The sequence below is a fragment of the Methanohalophilus profundi genome (assembly GCF_004137855.1).
Taxonomy (GTDB): Archaea; Halobacteriota; Methanosarcinia; order Methanosarcinales; family Methanosarcinaceae; genus Methanohalophilus; species Methanohalophilus profundi.
The window spans coordinates 1,347,818-1,365,956 of the sequence record NZ_QBKB01000002.1 but is presented as its reverse complement, the minus strand read 5'-3'; the positions used below and the strand labels follow the sequence as shown (position 1 = coordinate 1,365,956).

Sequence of the window (18,139 nt, the reverse complement as noted above, 5' to 3'; positions counted from 1 at the left end):
CAAGGGGGATTAGATAATGAGTTACAACAAAATGCTTATTTCCGTTGACGGTTCGGGCTATTCGGAACAGGTGCTTGAAGCAGGGATGGAAATTGCAAAGAGTTTGGATAGTCGTATTTACGTTGTTTATGTGGCACATCCCGGTTCATCCCTTCTATCAAATCCTGATTCCTGGAGTCCTTCTCGCCGGGTGCTGGAGGAGATGGGCAAAGACGCATTCAGGAAGGCAATGGCTATTGCGAAAGAGAAGGGTTTGTCCTGCGAGACAAAAATGCTGGAAGGATATCCGTCAGATAAGATCATGGATTTTGCTGAACGAAAGAGTGTTGATATGATCGTCATTGGTTGCAAGGGCCAGCAGAGCACCAAAGAATTCCTGCTTGGCGGTGTTGCGGAGAAGGTGATACGCAATTCTAAAAAACCTGTATACGTAGTCCGATAAAAATATTCTTAAATACTATGCCAGCGCGGTTAGTCCCAAGTGATGCAGATAACTTTGATAAGTAAAGAGCTCACACAGACCAGATCAGATCTTTCTGCCGTATAGGCATATCCTTTTGGAGAACTGGTTGATATAATCAAAGATGTGGGTTTTGAATGCAGCAGGTGCACACGCTGTTGCACCCGCGACTACAATGATTATGTTTTCCTGCTGGAGAAGGATGTTGAGAGAATCGAGATGGTCGATTCTTCAAAAATTACACCTGCGCCTTATTTTGATTACTGTGATAACAAGGGCAATTTCTATGTACAGGGTTATGCCCTGACCTACAAGGATGACGGGACCTGTGCTTTCCTGGGAGAAGATGGCCTGTGTACCATATACACACAGAGGCCCGCCATATGCAGCATATATCCGTATATGCTCAATCGCGAACCCGACAGCAGGGGCAAACTCCTGTGGAGACATGTAGCAGGTCTGAACGAACACGGTTACTATCACTGTGAAATGACTGAGAAGGATGCCATGCAGATGGCAAAAGACGTGGTAGAATATGAAACCGGATTCCTGCAGCACCGAATAGATTTCCTTACTACCCTGTTATCCCATTTCAGGGAAAATAAGCTCAAACCTTCCCAGAGACAGTACGAAAGACAGATGAAAAAATACAGTTCAGGAAAAGAAATTGTCGTTAACGTGTACCACTGCGGACAATTTCATACTCATCATCTTCCATATAAAAGTTAAGCCCATTTTCCTGTCAATTTCCCGTCCAGTGCCAGTTTACCCAGAAGTTTATTTACATTTGGTTCGATAGGTGCAGGAACTATATTTTCATAGGGTGTCGAAGGCAGTGGAGTCAGGTAATGAGCCCGCACCTTGCCCCCTTTACTGATTATCCAGTTGATCATATCGAGGATGATTCGTTGGTCCTCTTCGTTTTCACCGGGAAAACCGAATATGAAATCCACCATCGGCACGATATCTTTGTTCACACAGTGTTCAACGGCATTAAAGATATCTTCACTGCTATGTCCCCTGTGAATTTGTCTGAGTATCTTATCACTGCCTGATTGGCCACCCAGGCTTATACTTTTGTTTGTGCAGTATTTATCCACCAGTTCCAGCGCATCCTCTGTAACGAATTCAGGACGCACTTCCGAGGGGAAAGTGCCAAAATAGATATTCTTTCCCTCAAGTTCTGCAAGGGAGGAAAGTAATTTCTCAACTTTATCCAGCCTTGGATGAATTCCGTCACTTCCGTAGGCAAAAGCATTTGAAGAGGTGAATCTCAGGTCATTGTAGCAGCGTGCATAATGAACAATGGAATCAATACTTCGATGACGCATTTTGTGACCTAAAAGTCTGGGAGTCTGGCAATATTTACAATTCCAGGGACATCCCCGGCTTATTTCAATTGGTGACCGGGGGCCATCACAGTCAAAACAGGGATAATCATCAAGGTTTACCGGTTGACGGGCACCCGTATGCACAATCTTACCATCTTTTTTGTAGGCGATACCGGCTACTTTTGAAACATCTCCACCCATCTGCAGGGTATCCACAAGTTCTGGCAGGGTTTCTTCTCCCTCTCCGACCACCACATAATCAAAAAATCCAAGAGTTTCTTCCACTGAGCCTGATGGGTGCGGCCCTCCTGCTATATAGACAGAATCGGTTTTTGAAGAAGATACTTCCCTAAATATACTTCTTTTTTGGGCGGTGGAAAAACTGTACACCATTATGCCGTCGACCGGATGCCGGACAAAACCGGCATTTTCAAGCAAGGGATAAAGGGTCGCCAGACTGTATGAGTTCTTTCGATGCCATCGGAGATTTATATCCACTCAATTCACTTCCTTAAACCGTAACTATAGTAAAAGGAACCGGTGTGAAACACAACAGGCCCAGCACGAAAGTAACTATTCCCAGCAGCATCCTTTTGCCGCCAAGTTGATGCCTGTCTTCCATTGGCCGGGGATGGCCTGCGGCAGCAAAAAGGAAGAGTAAAATCGCCCAGAAAAACCAGATCCCGGCATTCTGGCCCATTACAGTACCTATATAAATGGCTATCAATCCGAGTATTACCGGCATTGCTGAAGAAATGTATTTCGCTTTTTCACCCAGCATTGCACGCATGGCATGCCCCCCGTCCAGCTGGCCCGAAGGTAGCAGGTTGAGCAGGGTGACAAACATGCCCACCCAGCCGGCAAAAGCTACAGGGTGAATGGTTTGGCCACTGGAACCCATTAACCATTGCAGGAAGGCAAATAGGGGAGGCATCTGCAGGTCTATCATAAGGGTGCCAGGTGCCTGAGAGAACTCCACAGAAGGTTGCATCAAACCTATGATAGTTACAATTACTGAGGCCACAAGCCCTACAAGAGGGCCTGAAACCGCCACATCAAACAGGGATGTCCTGTCCGGTATCATTCCTTTGTGTTTGATAACCGCCCCCATTGTACCGATAATGGAGGGAAAGGGAATGAAATAGGGCAGGGAAGTTTGCATGCCATGCCTGCGAGCTGCGAGGTAGTGTCCCATCTCATGTGAACCCAACACACCCATTATAGCGATAGTAAAAGGCAAACCTTCAAAAGCAGAGGTAGGGTCTGCAATTACATCTGCCCCGAACATGCCTGCACCGGCAAACATGGTTGTAAAAAAAGTGGCTATCGCCAGTACAACATTAATCCAGACTCTGTCCTTTCCTTGTTTGAAGGGAATCGCTGCAATTACCTCTTCCCCTAACTTTGATTCGATAGCAAGATTGTAACCCCTGGAGGCAAACTGTGCCATGAGAGATTCCTGTATGATCTTGCGGCTAACCCGTGACATCCCATAGAAATAGACCGACCCGGCATGATAGTTCACCTCATATACCCTGAAAAAAGGATTGACCTGAAGATACATCCAGTCAATAAGCTGTTTGACCTGAGGGTCTACTGAAGGTTTCCGTTTCAAGCCCATCTTAATCCTTTGTTTCCAGCCAGCCTTCATTACCATTTACGTTCACGTTCATACCATCCTCCAGCATCTCAAACGGATTACTTTCCAGACTATCAACCAGAGGGATTTCGGATATGATCGCTCCCACAGCTACTATCGGTTCACATTCCAGGTTTACCATTGCAACCGGAGCAACACCATTTTTGAAAAGCTGGTATATTACATAGGAACCCACTGTCGAACCTTTCCCATGAGGAAATACCAATACCTTGCCAGCTATATTTTTCCCGAAAAGACAATGCTCTGGATCAACGATCTTACCTGTATGGGGATCTACGTTGCCCAGAAATGAGATTGGGTCCTCTGAAAGCAATATTTCACCGCCAGCACTTCCTTTTGAGATACCCTTGCCTTTAATCCGAATGGGCTCCACCTCCTTTTTCCATGCATTTATCAATATTGGCAATTGTTGCGGCCACCTTACACATTCCAGGCAGATAGGCATAGGCTTTTCCGGAATTTACTGCCATATGAGAGAACTTATCGGTTGCAGGGGAGACCACCATACATGTGTCACAGAGGACCTTTGCACCACTTTTCTCGATATTTTCTACAAGCTTGGGATTGGACGCAGCAACTTCCCTGGAAGTAAATATCCAGACATTGTTGTCCACGACCTTACCTTCAAGCTTTGCAGCAACCTCTTCCAGTTCTTCCGGTGAACAGTGAGGACAACCCACAGCAGCGCTGTCACATTCTGTAATTCCATCACCTGATACTGTTTCATAAACTTCATCTATCTGGCTTCTTTCAATCGTCAGTTGTTCTGCGGGCGGCTCGAAATCATTCCTGCAACTTTCAGGAGTTACACCTTCCACATGATAGAGGGCTACTGCACCTGATGCAGCCATTGCAGCACCCATTGCTTTGAGCTGGTCCCTGTGTGGTGTAGATTGCATCCTGAATAAAGGCACACGTTTACCTGCTGCTTTGCCTGCGATATAGCCCAGGACTGCATAGTCTGAAGCCTCCAGTTCACAGTCCACGGAGATCATAAGTTCAGGTATCCTGTTCTCATCCAGATGATAACCATAGTTTGCGGTTTTACCTACAAGAGCTGCACAGAGAGCAGAAGGACCACCTTCACGGTTGGTACGGGCCCCGATAACGGAATTGGCATAGGATACAGCCGAGGATTCACTCCAGGCAAGATGATCACCGTAGGTAGCCGAGAAATTTTGCAGATAGTACGGCGTGCATGTACACTGAACCTCTATACCCAGGCTGCCATATGCTTCAATGATCTCCTGCTGTTTTTCGGCGAATTCGGCGGATACTCCCATCTCCTGCCATCTTTCAAGATCCATGCCGGCAGGATTGAGAATGGAAGGCACCTGCACCTTGCCTTCAAGATCGGATATCCATTCCAGACCGGCATCACCCATCGTTTTATAGGAGACGCCTGCAATCTGGGCACTTTTAATGGGAATCAGGCGGTCTGCCTCGTAGATATCACCCAGTGCAACCAGTATTTCCATGGCCTTTTGCAGAGTCGGGCCGCTTTCTCCTGCCATTATTCTTTCTTCTTCAGGTGTGAGATACATGTAATAAACCTTCAAATATGATCAGTTAATGTTTTTTGGCATTGTTGCTCTTTCAAATTTCTCTTTCTCTGCCAGCACCTTTGTGGCATCAATACCCATTTTAGTAGTTGTACCGTCCAGGCCACCCCGCGGATCAAGAGAACTGCCCCTGACTCCGGGAATTATCATAACATCTGAATCCGCCTTCACACGTGTTGCCATTGCAAATTCGATGTCATCGCTGTCAAATATATCTATATCTTCATCCACAACAATCACATGTTTGAGACTGGTATGGGCGGCAAAAGCTGCCATTATGGCGTTTTTTGCATCCCCCTCTGTCTGCTTTTCAATCTGGACAATGGCATGAAGGTAGCAGCACCCTCCTTCGGTCAGAATTACATTCTTTACTTTTGTAACTTCTCCGACAGCCCCGTAAATACGGGGTTCATAGGGAACACCCATCATCAACAGGTGTTCAGGACCTGCGGGTAATATTCCGTGATATATGGGGTCTTTACGATGCCATATTTTGGTAACCGTTATGACAGGCTCCTGGCGCACAAGATCATAGGTACCCGTGATATCCACAAATGGGCCTTCATCTGTCCTTTCTTCGGGATAGATGTAACCTTCCATGACAATTTCAGAATGTGGGGTCTTTACACCATTGTCACATTCAAAAAGTTCCACAGGATTACCCATCAGGGCAGCCGCATAATTAAATTCCTTGCCTTCCCCGACTCGTGTGGTAGATGCAAAAGCAACTGCAGGATGCGGGCCCAGTACTATGGAAACAGGCAATGGATCACCATTGTTTTCCGCCTCCTTCTGCAGAAGATATGTATGTCTTGGAGGCACGAGGCGTGCAGCCAGTTTATTTTTCCCCACAACCATCAGGCGATGGATCGAGGCATTTGTCACACCATCATATTCGGAAACAACTATTCCTGCTGTAATATAGGGACCACCGTCTTTCTCAAAATGAGTCATTATAGGAAGAGAATAGAGGTCCACTTCCTCTACATAAACTTCTTGTGTGGGAGATGAATCCACAATCCTTACTTCACCATCCGGCTGTATCCCGGAAAGACTCTGGATAATATCCTTTCTATTGACATTAAGCATTGCTCCCAGCTCATCCCTGCTTCCCAGCACATTCATGATCGCCCGGTGGCCGTTAATATTTTCGAAAAGGACAGGTCCGGAGGTGTTTTTCGCAATCATTGGTGCCTCGTACTCGGCATTCACCTTTTCTTTGATTACGGTAAGCCTTCCGGAAGTACGGATCCTGTCAATAAAATCTCTGAGGGTCATTGGTTATACTATAAAAAGGAATGATAAATACATATTGCCATTAAAAGATTGTAAGCTCCCATCAAATAACTGCGGGAAACAGGATAATGGAAAGGAGGTTGACAGGAGCCCACCGATATTCGGCAATTGAGGGAATGGTACCGGTATTATAAATACCATATATTTTGCATCACGTGTGTAATCCAGATAGCTAACAATATCAGTACTCAAATCCATCTGCTTCATTGATATTTTTTAAGACTTGTGCAATCAATAGCTGCACTTCCTCTGAATGAGATTCGGATAATTCCCCGCCTTCAATCTTGAGCAGTTCTCCTATATCCCCTATCATGCTATGGATCATGGTTAACATTTCTTCCTGGTCTATCAGGCCTGCATAATATGCATAAAAAAAGGTTGTGCCACTGCGCCTGATTTTTTTCTTGAAGGCTGAATGAGCATTGGATACTTCCTGCCTGGAATACGGACTTTCTGCAAACGGCACAATATCCGGCAGATTTTCACCTATCCAGGTCATTTCCGAATGCTCGGATACATTTTTGAAATCTGCACAGAGGCGAGCAATCATCCATTCACGCGCTGTCAAATGAGTTGTAGATTTAAGGTACCTGTTGACTTCAGAGTATGTCTTGTTTTCCATTTTCTTGAATTTCTCATACCTATTCATGATGATACCTTCTGTGTATTGCAACCACTATGATACTTATTGATATAATGTTTTAATAGTTTTTTCATAAGAAAATGGAGCAGAGGAAAAAGCACCCCAGCTCTGCGCACAAGAATCAACACATGAAATTAAAAAATTAGAGGAAACGCCTACATGGAAGCCTGCATGCCATAAACTCAGGGAAATATTTCATCCAATTTATTCCTTCCCGCAATGACATCATCCAGAGAAAAGACTTCAAGATTGAATATTCCACTAAATCCCGACAATTCTTCAAGTACGGTATAATCGACACAACCCGAACCCGGCCCAAGGTGTGCATCTCCGAAATAATCACCCTTACACTCCCCGTAATTATCGTGCACGTGCACATGAACGACATGTTCTGCAAAATGTCTAGCAAAATGCCTGAGCAGGCCACAGTCTCCCCTGCAAGTCAGATTTGCATGGCCTACATCAAAAGTGATACCAAGTGAGGGAGAGTCAACTTCAAGAACCGCTCTTACAACTTCCTCTGCACCGCAGCAGAGATTATCAGGAGCTGTATTTTCCTTATTTTCAAGTCCCAGTACCACACCTCTGTCTGAAGCAAAGGCGGCCAGTTCTTTCAGGTTTGCAATCATTTTATTGAAAGATTTTTCATAATCTGCTCCGTAGGTTCCTGGATGGATGACAACTGCATGAGAACCAATCTCTGCGGCAAGATCAATGGACTCTTCCATGAGCCTGAAATCCTGTTTATCCATAGCTGCCGTATCAACCACAAGATCAGAGGGATAGGTTGGTACATCGGCAAAATAAGGAGCATGGATCGATGTCTCCAGATCACAGGTGGACAATTCATCAAGGATTGAAGAGAGCCGCTCTCTGTCCAGTGTTTTCCCATTATATACATCAAGTTTGGGAATATAGAGTTCAACAGAATCAACATACTCATCAAGTTTTGGCAGCGGGGCTGCAAAGGAAGATGCACCAATCATATAGAATACTGTTCTGCAAGCAATAAATAATCCTTTTGGTAAGGCAAAGATAGCAAAATACTTATTGTAAATATCGGATAAATGCCAGCGATGAAACTCTACGTGCCGCATGTGGGCCACATGGAAGGTTTGCAGGAATTGCTTGCAGATCCATCCAAAATACATTCTGTCTACATGGCGGGCTCACCTGATTATATTGGTACCGGCAGGACAAACCTGAGTGCGCCCACTATGGAATCCATAGCAGAACAAACCGAATACGCCCATGAGAAGGGTGTTAAGATCGACATGGTGCTCAACAGTTCCTGCATGGGAGGCCAGCAGCTTACACCTGAGGGGTACAGGGCTATAGGATGGTATCTGGACAGGCTCAATGATATAGGGATAGATTCCCTTACTGTGGCAGACCCCTATCTCATAGAAATGATTGCCCATGAATACGACATGGAAACAGTTGTATCAGTACTTTCTTTTGTAGACTCTCCACAAAAAGCTGAATTCTATGAAGGACTGGGGGCAGACACCATTGTTGTTGATCCCGTGGTAAACAGGGATTTTGGAAAACTTGAAGCCATAAAAGATGTTACATCAGGCAATCTGAAACTTCTGGTAAACGAAGCATGTCTTTACCAGTGCCCGTTCAGGTATGCCCATTTCAACTTTTTCTCGCACGCCAACGGCCCGGGCCCCAAACCCAATGTCATAGACGATTACTATTATTACAAATGCCTCTCGCTACGTATTCGCAATCCAGGACAGATCATCAAATCGCCCTGGATACGTCCTGAGGACTTGAGTGAATACAAACACATAACGGACATGTTCAAGATTGGCGGAAGAACTCATTTTGTAGAATGGATCCTTAACAATGTCAATGCCTACTATAACGAATCCTATGAAGGAAACCTTCTGGATCTGCTTGACAGCATAAAAGACCTGAAAGATACATTCTACGTGGCTAACAGGGATCTTGAAGGGTGCCATTGAGCAATGGAAAAATGTGACAAGAATTGCCATAAATGCGGGTACTGCAAGCGTCTGGCAGAAGATATTATTGAAATTCAGACTGAAGATGGAAGAAAGAAATTATCTTCCATTCGAAATCCAGAGGACATATCATGACAATTACCGACTCCCTATTGAAAGTACGCACTGAACTTGAGGATAATCTGAGAAACCTGTTAGGAATTCCCGTTTATCTGATTGAATTGGATGCTTTCGCACTGCCCTGTGGCTGCAGCGGTGCTACTATAAATAGAAGGGGTTTTACGGTAGATGATATCGAAGTATTCGAAGAACATATCCTTAAGTTTCTGGAAGAGGCTACCCTAAAACTTGAGATACAACCGTCTTTCCTTTTTGCCAGGTTGATACCCGGCACAGCAGAAGTAGCTTCACTCAATGCAAGAATGCTCTGCGGCCGCTGTTACAGGGATTTTGCAAGAGGCGAGGGGAAACAGCCCCGTCCTGACATATATATTCTCAAACTCGAAAAGAACAAATAAATCGATTCCGGGAGACAAATCCGAAAGGTTTATGAATTATATTAAATAATCCAAACCCACCTTAGATGAGTCTATGTTATAATTCATAACATACGGAACAAACTCCAAAGAGTTGTCCTGCAACAATACATGGATTTATTACAATTAACTAAAAAAGGAGGATAAAAGATATGGAACCACTCATAGGAATGGGTGTGTTGGCACTAATGGGTGCAGCGGCAACTATCGCCGGTGCATCGGAAGATCTGGAATCGACGTCGGTTCTCAGAGTAACCCGAACTCCCAGGTACAGCTGGCACCCCAGATGATGTATCCACACAGGATTTTTAACAAAGCCATTTCAGGTGAACCACCCTCCAATGCCTTACTGGCAGCGGTCGGAGGTGCATCTGCATCGGTGCTTATGAGCGCCTACAGTATGTCAGTGGTCTTTGCCATCGCAGTTGGAGCCCTCATTGCAGCCGGTATACACGGCACATACTGCACAACTGCATATTTGGGAAGGAGCGCAAGCCAGAAAAGATTCAGACAGCCCATATATCTAGATATGGTCCGTTCACACGTACCTGTTATGATGGGATTTGCCTACATTACCACATTTTGTATCCTTGTAGTGTCATATCTCATGACATCTGTTCTCGGACATCCTTTCCCACTTACCCTGCTTGCATTCATATGGGGTATCACAGTAGGAGCAATCGGTTCTTCCACAGGGGATGTACACTATGGTGCAGAGCGTGAATTCCAGAATGTGGAATTCGGATCCGGGCTTAACGCTGCAAACTCCGGTAACATCGTGAGGAAAGCAGAATGCGGACTGAGAAACGGTATCGATAATTCATGGTTCTGTGCCAAATTCGGCGGCCCTGTAACCGGACTCGCTTTTGGTATGACCGTATTCCTCAGCGGCTGGATTACTACAATATTTGACCCTTCAATGGGTGCCAATATCGGCTGGCTGTCAATAGTCGCCGGACTGGCAATCATACTTATCCTGATATTATGGAACCGCAGACTGGAAGTATTCGCACGTAACCAGTACGGTCCGTACAAAGAAGATGAAGAGGTGACTGCATGATAGATATTGCAGGAGTACTGGCAGCCAATTTCCTATACGTGATCCTCATCACACTTGGAGGAGTTCTCGTATCAGGAAGTGTACACTTCGTACCTGTGGGTGGTGCACCCGCAGCGATGGCCCAGGCTACAGGAATTGGAACAGGTACAGTACAGCTCGCTGCCGGTGCAGGTCTTACAGGACTTGTGACAGCAGGCGCAATGCTTAACCTGACAGACAGTATGGCCCTGATCCTTGCAGCCGGCATGGTCGGTGCAATGATTATGATTGGAGTAACTATGATGGTCGGAAACCTTGTATATGTCTACGGTGTAGGTGTCCCCCCTGCTTCAGCAAAGGTCGACTATGACCCAATCACAAAGGACAGACAGGATATCTATGTATCACAGGGTACCGAAGGACACGGTCTTCCAACTGTATCATTTGTAAGTGGTATCATTGGAGGAGGCCTGGGTGGTATCGGCGGTGCACTTGTATATTATTCCCTGATGAGTATTGCAAACGGCATGGCTTCAGCAGACTTTGTGGGTCTTGCAGCTATTTTCGCTGTGGGAATTTTCTTCGTCAACGCAGTAATACCGTCCTACAACATAGGAGGTACAATCGAAGGATTCCATGATCCTAAATTCAAGAAGTGGCCAAAAGCAGTAGTAACATCTTTAATTGTCACATTTATGTGTGCAATTGTAAGTGTAATTACAATAGGAGGTCTGTAAAATGTCTGCAGGAGGAAGTGGAGGAGGCGCCGCAGAGGCAATTCCCCAGAATAAACTTATCGCTTTCGGAGCAGCAGGCGGACTTATCGCAATCTACCTGAGTTATTTCATGGTACAGTTTGCAGGACCGGCTTTCTCATTCATAGGCGCCCTCGGCGCAATCTGTGCCATCGTATGGGGCGCAGCTGCAGTACGCAGGGTAGCAAATTATGGACTTGGTACAGGCGTACCTTCAATCGGAATGCTTGCTCTGGGTATGGGAGTCGTGGCAACAATTTTTGGCCTCGCAATCGGAGGTATTGCCGGACCCGTAGTTGCTTTCGTAACCGCAATGGTAATCGGCCTTGTCATCGGTGCCCTTGCCAACAGAATAATTGGAATGGGCATTCCCATAATGGAACAGTCCATGACAGAGATCGCAGGTGCAGGTACTCTGGCTATTGTAGGTCTCAGTACAGCCATGACAGGCACTTTCATGTTTGACGTGATTCTGACAGAGGTAATTGCTACAGGTTACATCGCATTGATTTTCATCGTTGCAGGTATTGCAATCCTTCACCCGTTCAATGCAAATCTGGGACCCGATGAAAAACAGGACAGGACTCTTTCCACTGCATTCGAAAAAGGTGCTATAGCAATGGTAATGGCCGGTATCGTCTCGCAGTTTCAGCCGGTGCATCCGCTGCTCCCACAATCGTTATCGGACTGGCCATATGGTATGTTTCTTTCAGCCAGTACAGCAAGTATGTTGTCAGGGACGCATATGATGTGGTTGGAACAGGTCTCCTGCCAAAGGAAGAGGAGGAATCGGAATGAGCATGGTACATGTTGCCCCTGAAGTGCATTTAGTACTGGACCCAATGTCATCCCTGCTTGCAGCAGAACGTGATGATGTTATTGCATATTCCATGGATCCAGTAATGGAAAGAATAGATGACCTTGATAAGATCGCAGATGACCTTGTAAATTCCCTCGCCCCGGACAGGCCACTTCTCAGTTCCTTCCCGGGAAGAGAAAATACATCATACAGTGCCGGTATCTACAGTAACCTGTTCTATGGTGTCATTGTAGGACTGGTGTTCTCAGGAATTCTGGCAATTGTGATCTACATGCTTAGCATGAGCGGAGGATTGTAAAATGGCAGAAAAAAGAGAACCAGCACCCGGATGGCCAATCCTCAAGGGAGAATACGACGTAGGAGACCCGGAAAACTGTGTTGCAGTAATTACTCTGGGTTCACACTTGGAGGGGCAACCCATGCTGGATGCAGGAGCTTCTATTGCAGGCCCCTGTAAGACAGAGAATCTGGGTCTGGAAAAAGTTGTATTCCATATTATTGCAAACCCCAATATCAGGTATCTGGTTGTAACCGGATCTGAAGTAAAGGGACACATAACCGGTGAAGCATTCGTAATGCTGCACAAAAACGGTGTCAGTGAAAACAGGATTGTGGGTGCTACAGGTGCTATTCCCTATGTGGAGAACCTGACCGAAGAAGCTGTACAGAGGTATCAGGAACAGATCGAATATATCGATCTTATTGGTACTGAAGACATGGGAGCTATCACCGCCAAGATAAAGGAACTTGCAGCCAAGGACCCAGATGCTTTTGATGCAGATGCTCTTGTGATAGAAGTCGGCGGTGAAGAAGAAGAGGAAGAAGAAGTCGGTGGCCTTAAACCAATGGCATCTGAAATCTCTGTAATTCGTGGCAGGATCCTTGATATCGAAAGGGAAATGGCCAGGATCGGAGAGTTCAATAAATTCCATGCCGGTGTCCACGCAGGCAAGATTGAAGGAATAATGATCGGACTTACCATTACATTGTCCCTGCTTGGCCTGATATTATTCGGGAGGTGAATGATATGGCGGAAGAAGAATATGGAAAAGGCGTGCCAATGGTCATTGAACCAAAAATGGGCGCCATTGATCGAGTGGTCGAAGATATCCGTTACAGGGCCCAGCTGATTTCCAGGAGCCAAAAACTTGATTCCGGTGTATCAGCCGCAGGAATCGTCGGTTTTACAATCGGATTTCTTTTTGCACTGATAATGGTTATCATACTACCACTATTGGTATGGCAGGTGATTTAAGATGGCTGACGAACAGGCGAGTAACAATATTCCAGCCGTAGTGGTGGACTCGGAAGATTTTGATGAAATACTCAAGAAACTCAATGATATAGACGAGAAAATCGAGTTTGCCAACAGTGAAATCACACAGAAGATAGGCAAGAAAGTAGGAAGGGATATAGGAATACTCTATGGAGCAGTTGCAGGCATATTGATGTTCTTGCTCTATATCTCGATATCACCGATACTTTTCTAAAATAGAGGTAATAACATGTTCAAATTTGATAAGAAACAGGAAGTATTCGAGGTCGGAAATGTCAAGTTCGGCGGACAGCCCGGCCAATACCCAACCATCCTGGTCGGGTCAATGTTCTACAATAGGCACAACATTGTCACTGACGAAGATACAGGAGAATTCGACAGACCAGCAGCAGAAAAACTCTGGGACAACATACTCGAGATGGCAGAAACCACAGGAAACCCCTGTGTCAACCAGATTGTGGGAGAGACCCCGGAAGCCATCAAAAAATACATAGACTGGTTTGTTGAGTACGATGAAAAGACTCCGTTCCTGATAGATTCTTCAGCAGGGGACGTCCGTGCTGCAGCAGCTGATTATGTCACAGAGATCGGTGTTGCTGACAGGGCAATCTACAACTCCATCAACGCCAGTATCCACGAAGAAGAGATCGAAGCGGTCAAGAGAAGTGACATTGAAGCATCCATCGTACTTGCATTCAATGCAGTTGACCCCACCCTTAAGGGTAAGATCGAAGTACTCGAAAAAGGTGCATCCGGCCAGACACAGGGTATGCTTGATATCGCCAAAGACTGTGGAATCACAAAACCACTTGTCGATGTTGCAGCAACTCCCCTTGGTGCCGGTGCCGGTTCCTCTATCCGTGCAGTAATTGCTGTAAAGGGCCACTTTGGCCTGCCTGTAGGCGGAGGTTACCACAACATGGCTTCAGCATGGGACTGGATGAAAACATACAAGAAACAGTTCGAGACCAAGGAACAGCGTAAGGCAATCTACATGCCTTCCGATATTGGTACAAACCTTGTGCCACAGATCCTCGGATCCAACTTCCAGCTTTTCGGTCCAATCGAGAACACAAACACCGTGTTCCCGGCAACTGCAATGACCGATATCATCCTTGCAGAAAATGCCAAGGAACTCGGTCTTGAGATCGAAGACGAGAACCACCCAATCAACAAACTGGTCTGATTTTACGACCAGTTTTACTTTTTCTTTTCTTTTTTAGCACACAAATTTTCTATTGCACAAACCTCACAAGCCGGAGACAGCGGTTTGCACACCGTTTTACCAAACTGGACAAATAGCTCGTTAACTTCCCTCCAGCGGGCTACAGGAACCTGTTTCTGCAATTCAAGTTCTGTCTGTTCAGGGGTCGAGGTTTCCACAAGACCCAGCCTGTTTGATATCCTGTGCACATGAGTATCCACTGCGATTGCTTTTTCCAAAAAAGCATAGGAGAGTACACAATTTGCGGTCTTTCTTCCAACCCCGGGCAGTTTAAGTAACTCATCAATGGAAGCAGGGACCTGTGAATCATATTCATCTATGAGTATCTGAGAAATCTCTTTAATCCTGCCGGCTTTCACCCTGTAAAAACCCACATTCCTGATAAGGGTTTCAATATTTTCTATATCTGCTTCCAACATCTGGACAGGAGTGGAATAGTACTCAAAAAGTCTTCTGGAAGCAACTTCTGTAACTTCATCCTTTGTGCGCTGGGAAAGAACAGTTGATACCAATATGTAGAAAGGATCCCTTTCGGTGGAAAAGTATTCATGGGAATAAAGGGGTTTCAACCTGTCGAATATTTCTTCCGTGTCCATGGACTATCCAATGTTATACAAAATAATAAGATTTGCCTGATGGAAAGGCTTCAAATGAATTCGAAGTTAAAGGCAATTACTTATAACTGTCATAACTATTATCTTTTATGAAGCAGAACAAGATGTTACTCTATGCTTTAATGGCAATTGTTGTGCTGTCTATCGCTTTTTCGGTGGCGACATACAATACATCCGGAAACGACGATAAAGAACAGCCTGTACAGCCTTCCGTGGCATCAACTTCGGGTTCCTTTGAAGAACTGATGGAAATGACAGCTATGGAAAATACAAACAATGGGCTCCAGCTGACAATCTACTCCGGCAACTTTGCCCTTATCAAAGAAAAAAGGCAGGCACAGCTGGAAGAAGGTTATAATTACATCCGCTATTCGGATGTGCCTACAAGGATTGAACCATCCTCCGTCATCCTGGAAGATACTGGTGACAATGGCATCTCGGTTATCGAACAGACATACCGCTATGACGTCGCCAGTAAGTCCGGCCTGCTGGAAACGTATACAGGCAGGGAAATAACGGTATACGATGCCGATGGGAAACAGTATACAGGAACCCTTCTGAGTTACAGGGACGGATTGATACTGCAGACAACAGAGGGTGTCATAAGCCTGTCCGAAACTTCAAGGATTGAATATCCAGATTCAGGAGACCTGCTCACAAGCCCAACTCTTATATGGCAACTGTATTCACCCATTTCCGGTAATGTGGAGATGCTCACATCATATATCACAAACGGAATTGGATGGGATGCCAGCTATGTTATCAAGACCGATGCTGACGAAACAACGGCTGATATCGAGGGATGGGTCAATATAGATAACAATGCAGGTACATCATTTGAGGATGCAACAATCAAACTGATGGCAGGCGACATTAACAGGCAGTCTGCACAAAAAGCCTATGATTCTGTGTCATATGAAGTCCCCGTTGCAGAAGAAGCCGCTGCAGGTTCCTTTGACCGGGAAAGTTTTTCAGAATACCACATGTACACCTTGAACCGCCAGTCCAGCCTGCAGGATAAGCAATCCAAACAGATCTCTCTTTTCTCAAAGGACAATGTGCCTGTGGAAAAAGAGCTGGTTTACAACAGCTGGAATGGTGACAGGGTCAGCATCAGTTTCACCCTGGACAATTCAAAAGAAGAGGGCCCAGGAGTGCCGTTGCCTGCAGGAGTTGCAAAACTCTACCAGCCTGACAGCGGTGGCCAGCTCCAGTTTGCAGGCGAGGACAGTATAGACCATACACCGGTAGGAGACAACATCCGGCTTACAGCTGGATATGCATTTGATGTGACCGGTGAAAGGGAACAGGTCGACTATGAGAGAATTGGTACAAACAGGTACAGAACCACGAACAAGATCACGATTTCCAACTACAAGGAAACAACCGAGGAAGTTGTGATAGTAGAACGCCTCTATGGAGACTGGGAAATCACCGAATCATCCCATCCCTACACCAAGCAGGATGCAAATACCATCGAATTCAAGGTAGAAGTGCCTACCGAAGGGGATGTGGAAGTTACCTACACCTCCCTCTACAGTTACTGAGCGCAGGGCGCTCAGTCTTTTTTATTTACTAAGTAAATTACAGAAATCAGAACAATCCATTTCATTGAGATTTATACCGACATCCTCTGGAGAATATCCCAATGAAAGGGCCAGTAACTGGGAATAGTGAATTACCGGGATGCCAAATTCCCTGCCTTTGCCTGCAAGGGATACCTGCCCCGCATCAAACTGCATGTGACAGAAAGGACACGCTTCCACGATGCAGTCTACATCTGCCCCTTCAATCTTACCTAGTTTATGTTCGGTTATTGCAAGGGCCGTTTCGCCCAGAGCAGACCTGACACCGCCACCGGCACCGCAGCATTCCATTTTATCTGGATAATCCACACTTGTACAACCCAGCGCTTCCACCAGTTCATCAAAAACATAAGGACGCTCAACACTGGAGGTAGCCCTGCTTGATGAAGGTTTGAGCATGTGGCAACCGTAATGTACGGCAACTTTCAGATCCAGGGGCCTTACAATTTTTTCTTTTATTTCTTGCACACCTATTTCAGAATACAGGAATTCGATGATGTGGCGTACATCAACGGTACCGTCAAAATGACACCCGATTTGCGACAGGTGACTGTTAGCCTGCTCTTTCAGGAGAGGGCTATTTTTCAGTTTAAGATTTGCATCAGCCAGGGATCCATAACAACCGTTACAGATTGTCAGGACATCCCTGCCATCCGTTTCCGACGATGTGATGTTTCTGGAAGCCAGGGCTAGCCAGGTGGATTCATCGAATGAGCGGAAAACACCGGGTGCCGGACAGCAGGATGCACCTTCCAGCTCTTTCCAGTCAATACCAAGTTTTTCAAGGCAAATACCTGTAGCTTTTTCGATTCCGGGATAACGGTTGGGTACAAGACATCCCAGGAACAGGGATATTTTCATTGGGCCTCCCCTCCTGTAATTTCCCCGAAACCACAACTTGAAAGCAGGCGCTTTACATCCTTCAGATCATCGGGGTGGCTGTGGACCGTTGAAGGCAGGGAATTCAGACCCAATTGTATGCGTTTTTCTTTGTGAGCATTATCAATAGGCACAGCATGGCCATGTTCCTGAAGCAGATTGGCCACATGCCTGTGTCGCTCCAGAATCAGCCCCTCATGGGCAGCAATACTTCGCATAGCAAGTATAGCATCCACAATTTCAATACCCCTGGGACATCTCTCCTGACAGTTATAGCACGTCGTGCACATCCAAAGGGATTCATCGGAGATGGCTGCATGATCTCTACCAATCTTACGTACAAGTCGCCTGACATTCAGACTGGCCTGCCTGCCAGAGGGACAACTCCCACTGCATACGCCACACTGCATACATTTCAGGACATTGAAATCCTCTATAACCTCCTCTATTGAAGGGGCACCTGCCATGATTATGTTCACCTACC

22 protein-coding genes and 2 pseudogenes are annotated in these 18,139 nt (G+C 45.8%); 14 read left to right on the top strand and 10 right to left on the bottom strand.

Annotated features, from left to right (window positions below; all coding sequences use genetic code 11):
- The first annotated feature begins 16 nt into the window (after window positions 1-16).
- Together C9889_RS07240 and C9889_RS07235 are read left to right on the top strand one after the other, a co-directional pair.
- Window positions 17-442, top strand: coding sequence for a universal stress protein (locus C9889_RS07240; protein WP_129598304.1), 426 nt, complete (start codon window positions 17-19; stop codon window positions 440-442).
- Between the two features lie 144 nt (window positions 443-586).
- Window positions 587-1,189: a YkgJ family cysteine cluster protein gene (locus tag C9889_RS07235; protein ID WP_225420031.1), complete on the top strand. Its 603-nt coding sequence runs from the start codon at window positions 587-589 to the stop codon at window positions 1,187-1,189.
- Here the strand turns inward: C9889_RS07235 and C9889_RS07230 are convergent.
- From C9889_RS07230 to C9889_RS07200, 7 genes are all read right to left on the bottom strand, one after another.
- Window positions 1,186-2,289, bottom strand: a complete 1,104-nt coding sequence (locus C9889_RS07230) for a TIGR04013 family B12-binding domain/radical SAM domain-containing protein (RefSeq protein ID WP_129598302.1) — start codon at window positions 2,287-2,289, stop codon at window positions 1,186-1,188. The genes C9889_RS07235 and C9889_RS07230 overlap by 4 nt on opposite strands.
- A gap of 13 nt (window positions 2,290-2,302) precedes the next feature.
- The gene (locus C9889_RS07225; protein ID WP_225420030.1) at window positions 2,303-3,448 is read right to left on the bottom strand and encodes a site-2 protease family protein; all 1,146 of its coding nucleotides are present in this window, start codon (window positions 3,446-3,448) and stop codon (window positions 2,303-2,305) included.
- Complete coding sequence (locus C9889_RS07220; RefSeq protein WP_129599492.1) at window positions 3,414-3,824, bottom strand: DUF126 domain-containing protein; 411 nt, start codon at window positions 3,822-3,824, stop codon at window positions 3,414-3,416. The genes C9889_RS07225 and C9889_RS07220 overlap by 35 nt, the downstream gene beginning before the upstream one ends.
- The gene (locus C9889_RS07215) at window positions 3,805-4,995 is read right to left on the bottom strand and encodes an aconitase X (protein ID WP_129598300.1); all 1,191 of its coding nucleotides are present in this window, start codon (window positions 4,993-4,995) and stop codon (window positions 3,805-3,807) included. Before C9889_RS07215 ends, C9889_RS07220 begins: the two co-directional genes overlap by 20 nt.
- Before the next feature lie 21 nt (window positions 4,996-5,016).
- The gene (locus tag C9889_RS07210; protein WP_129598298.1) at window positions 5,017-6,291 is read right to left on the bottom strand and encodes a UbiD family decarboxylase; all 1,275 of its coding nucleotides are present in this window, start codon (window positions 6,289-6,291) and stop codon (window positions 5,017-5,019) included.
- Window positions 6,292-6,490: 199 nt separating this feature from the next.
- Window positions 6,491-6,958, bottom strand: a complete 468-nt coding sequence (locus C9889_RS07205; RefSeq protein ID WP_129598296.1) for a DUF5806 family protein — start codon at window positions 6,956-6,958, stop codon at window positions 6,491-6,493.
- 176 nt (window positions 6,959-7,134) lie between these two features.
- Window positions 7,135-7,938, bottom strand: a complete 804-nt coding sequence (locus tag C9889_RS07200) for a sugar phosphate isomerase/epimerase family protein (RefSeq protein WP_129598295.1) — start codon at window positions 7,936-7,938, stop codon at window positions 7,135-7,137.
- Window positions 7,939-8,019: 81 nt separating this feature from the next.
- Between C9889_RS07200 and C9889_RS07195 the strand changes: the two genes are divergently transcribed.
- The 11 genes and pseudogenes from C9889_RS07195 to mtrH all read left to right on the top strand — a co-directional run bounded on the left by C9889_RS07195 (window position 8,020) and on the right by mtrH (window position 14,537).
- The gene (locus C9889_RS07195) at window positions 8,020-8,925 is read left to right on the top strand and encodes a peptidase U32 family protein (protein ID WP_225420029.1); all 906 of its coding nucleotides are present in this window, start codon (window positions 8,020-8,022) and stop codon (window positions 8,923-8,925) included.
- Window positions 8,909-9,094 (top strand): hypothetical protein, encoded by a 186-nt coding sequence (locus C9889_RS10475; protein WP_225420028.1) that lies wholly within the window; start codon window positions 8,909-8,911, stop codon window positions 9,092-9,094. The genes C9889_RS07195 and C9889_RS10475 overlap by 17 nt, the downstream gene beginning before the upstream one ends.
- On the top strand, window positions 9,057-9,443 hold the full coding sequence (locus C9889_RS07190) for a DUF5402 family protein (protein ID WP_129598293.1): 387 nt from the start codon (window positions 9,057-9,059) through the stop codon (window positions 9,441-9,443). Before C9889_RS10475 ends, C9889_RS07190 begins: the two co-directional genes overlap by 38 nt.
- A gap of 170 nt (window positions 9,444-9,613) precedes the next feature.
- Window positions 9,614-10,521, top strand: a pseudogene (mtrE, locus tag C9889_RS07185) (tetrahydromethanopterin S-methyltransferase subunit E).
- A gap of 5 nt (window positions 10,522-10,526) precedes the next feature.
- Window positions 10,527-11,237, top strand: coding sequence for a tetrahydromethanopterin S-methyltransferase subunit D (mtrD, locus tag C9889_RS07180; protein WP_373420711.1), 711 nt, complete (start codon window positions 10,527-10,529; stop codon window positions 11,235-11,237).
- A 1-nt stretch (window position 11,238) separates the two neighbouring features.
- Window positions 11,239-12,053: pseudogene (gene mtrC, locus C9889_RS07175) on the top strand (tetrahydromethanopterin S-methyltransferase subunit MtrC).
- Window positions 12,050-12,373 (top strand): tetrahydromethanopterin S-methyltransferase subunit B, encoded by a 324-nt coding sequence (locus C9889_RS07170; protein ID WP_129598291.1) that lies wholly within the window; start codon window positions 12,050-12,052, stop codon window positions 12,371-12,373. Before mtrC ends, C9889_RS07170 begins: the two are co-directional and overlap by 4 nt.
- Window position 12,374: 1 nt before the next feature.
- The gene (gene mtrA / locus C9889_RS07165) at window positions 12,375-13,097 is read left to right on the top strand and encodes a tetrahydromethanopterin S-methyltransferase subunit A (protein WP_129598289.1); all 723 of its coding nucleotides are present in this window, start codon (window positions 12,375-12,377) and stop codon (window positions 13,095-13,097) included.
- A 5-nt stretch (window positions 13,098-13,102) separates the two neighbouring features.
- The gene (locus C9889_RS07160) at window positions 13,103-13,330 is read left to right on the top strand and encodes a tetrahydromethanopterin S-methyltransferase subunit F (RefSeq protein ID WP_013038218.1); all 228 of its coding nucleotides are present in this window, start codon (window positions 13,103-13,105) and stop codon (window positions 13,328-13,330) included.
- A 1-nt stretch (window position 13,331) separates the two neighbouring features.
- Window positions 13,332-13,565 (top strand): tetrahydromethanopterin S-methyltransferase subunit MtrG, encoded by a 234-nt coding sequence (gene mtrG, locus C9889_RS07155; protein WP_072360714.1) that lies wholly within the window; start codon window positions 13,332-13,334, stop codon window positions 13,563-13,565.
- Between the two features lie 15 nt (window positions 13,566-13,580).
- Window positions 13,581-14,537 (top strand): tetrahydromethanopterin S-methyltransferase subunit H, encoded by a 957-nt coding sequence (mtrH, locus tag C9889_RS07150; RefSeq protein ID WP_129598287.1) that lies wholly within the window; start codon window positions 13,581-13,583, stop codon window positions 14,535-14,537.
- 14 nt (window positions 14,538-14,551) lie between these two features.
- Here mtrH and C9889_RS07145 read toward each other — a convergent pair whose 3' ends face one another.
- Entirely contained in the window at window positions 14,552-15,172 is a 621-nt protein-coding gene (locus C9889_RS07145; RefSeq protein WP_129598285.1) for an endonuclease III domain-containing protein, read from the bottom strand.
- A 107-nt stretch (window positions 15,173-15,279) separates the two neighbouring features.
- On the opposite strand from C9889_RS07145, the gene C9889_RS07140 reads away from it, so the two are divergent.
- Window positions 15,280-16,737: a DUF4139 domain-containing protein gene (locus tag C9889_RS07140; RefSeq protein WP_225420027.1), complete on the top strand. Its 1,458-nt coding sequence runs from the start codon at window positions 15,280-15,282 to the stop codon at window positions 16,735-16,737.
- A gap of 21 nt (window positions 16,738-16,758) precedes the next feature.
- Here the strand turns inward: C9889_RS07140 and hdrB are convergent, their stop codons facing one another.
- Window positions 16,759-17,637, bottom strand: coding sequence for a CoB--CoM heterodisulfide reductase subunit B (gene hdrB, locus C9889_RS07135; RefSeq protein ID WP_129598283.1), 879 nt, complete (start codon window positions 17,635-17,637; stop codon window positions 16,759-16,761).
- Entirely contained in the window at window positions 17,634-18,122 is a 489-nt protein-coding gene (gene hdrC, locus C9889_RS07130; RefSeq protein ID WP_129598281.1) for a CoB--CoM heterodisulfide reductase subunit C, read from the bottom strand. The genes hdrB and hdrC overlap by 4 nt, the downstream gene beginning before the upstream one ends.
- Between the last annotated feature and the right edge of the window lie 17 nt (window positions 18,123-18,139).